Here is a 1,753-nt window from a genome sequence, read left to right as displayed (position 1 = left end):
GCGGGCCCGAACCCTGTCCGCACCGCTGTCCGCCGTCGCACGCACCGGCGTCGACGCGTGGTACGGACCGGCCGTCGACGGCGGCTTCTGGGCGCTCGGGCTGGCCCGCCCCACCGGGCGGCTGGCCCGGCAACTGCTGCTCGGCGTCCCCATGTCGACCGGCGGAACGGGCCGCGCCCTGCTCGAACGACTGTCCGCCGCCGGTCTGACGGTCCGGCACCTGCCGCCCATGACCGACGTGGACACCCACCAGGACGTCCGCCTGGCCGCCGCCGAGGCACCGGACGGCCGGTTCGCCGCCTGCCTGCGCTCACTCGCCCCGGCACAGGAGGCGACCGGATGACCGCCCCCGCCGTCCCGTGGGTGGACGACCCGTTCAGCCACGCCGTGCGCACCGGACGCGGCCCGCTGTGGCTGCGCCGCCCGGAGGGCAGCCGCATCGCACTGGACATCGAACGCTGGTGCGGACCCGCCGCCGGGGCCGACCACGACCTCCTGGCACGCTGCACCCGGCTCTCCGCACCGGTCCTGGACGTCGGCTGCGGCCCGGGCCGGCTCGTCGCCGCCCTCCTGGGCCTCGGCGTGCCCGCCCTCGGCGTCGACATCACCGCCGCCGCCGTGGCCCGGACCCGCCGCATCGGCGGCCTCGCGCTGCGCCGCTCGCTCTTCGACCGGCTGCCCGGCGAGGGCCGTTGGGGCGGGGTCCTGCTCGCCGACGGCAACCTGGGCATCGGCGGCGACCCCGATGCCGTGCTCCGCCGCAGCACCGAACTCCTCGCCCCCGGCGCCACCCTGCTGGTCGAGGTCGAACCCGAGGAGGTCGACGAACGGACGACCGTCCGGGTCGAGGGCCCCGACGGCCGGCTGGGACCGCCGTTCACCTGGGCCCGCCTCGGCGCGTCGGCGACCGTCCGCCGCGCGCACCGCGCCGGACTGGTCGAGGCGGAACGCTGGACCTCGCACGGACGCCGGTTCCTCGCCCTGCACCGGGCACCGGCCCCCGGACGGCCCTACGGAAACTGAGCCGGCGCAGCCGGACGGCCCCCGTTCGACCGCGCCGTGACGGCCGGTCGGGCAGGCGGCCGTCCGGGGGGCGACTCACCCGCGGTCCGGCACCGGAGTCACCCCGGTCCGCGGCCCGTCGACCGCCCTCCGCACCACGGCCCGCCGACGCAGCCGTCGCCACGACGCCACCCCGAGCACGCACACCAGCGCCGCACCGTACGCGACCTGCTGGACCGCCCCGCCACCGGCCAGGTAGAGCACCTGTCCGGCCGCCGGCACCGCGAGCCACTCCCGGCGGCCGTCCAGCGCCACCAGCGCGACCACCAGCAACCCGTACCAGGGGTAGGCCGGCGCGACGACCAGCAGGGCCGTCCCGGTCACCACCAGGGCACCGCGCCACGGACGCCGGGGGTCACCGCACCGCAACACCCACAGCACCACCCCCACCAGGACCGCGCCCGCCACCCAGGGCGCCCACCCGTCCGGCACCACCAGGCGCAGCAACCCGAACCGGCCGAGGTGCTCCCGCCCGTACCCCTCCTCCTGCAGGTACCCCGGCAGATACCCCAGGACCGCCGCGCCGGAGAGGGCCGCGTACGGCAGGTACGCCAGCACGAAGACCCCGGCAGCGGCACCCGCGAGGACGAGGTGCCTCCTCGCCGGACGCCCGGACAGCAGGCCGGACAGCGCACCCGGCAGGGCCAGCGCCGGCAGCAGCTTGGCGGCGACCGCCGCGCCGGCCACCACC

General features: G+C 78.0%; 1 protein-coding gene and 2 pseudogenes. 2 read left to right on the top strand and 1 reads right to left on the bottom strand.

Annotated features, from left to right (window positions below):
- A pseudogene (locus ABZ641_RS35980) lies at positions 1-343 on the top strand (glycosyltransferase); the annotation flags it as partial.
- Positions 340-1,023, top strand: a complete 684-nt coding sequence (locus ABZ641_RS35975; RefSeq protein WP_359988664.1) for a class I SAM-dependent methyltransferase — start codon at positions 340-342, stop codon at positions 1,021-1,023. The pseudogene ABZ641_RS35980 and the gene ABZ641_RS35975, both read left to right, overlap by 4 nt.
- Positions 1,024-1,098: 75 nt before the next feature.
- Here the strand turns inward: ABZ641_RS35975 and ABZ641_RS35970 are convergent.
- Positions 1,099-1,753 (bottom strand): annotated as a pseudogene (locus ABZ641_RS35970) (hypothetical protein); the annotation flags it as partial.

The sequence above is a fragment of the Kitasatospora sp. NPDC007106 genome (assembly GCF_040634455.1).
Classification (GTDB): domain Bacteria; phylum Actinomycetota; class Actinomycetes; order Streptomycetales; family Streptomycetaceae; genus Kitasatospora; species Kitasatospora arboriphila.
Note: the sequence above shows the minus strand (reverse complement) of the source record. Positions and strands in the feature narration are given on the sequence as shown.

Coding starts and splice junctions, on each gene's coding strand:
- ABZ641_RS35975 (WP_359988664.1), top strand. CDS start 340: ATGACCGCCCCCGCCGTCCCGTGGGTGGACGACCCGTTCAGCCACGCC.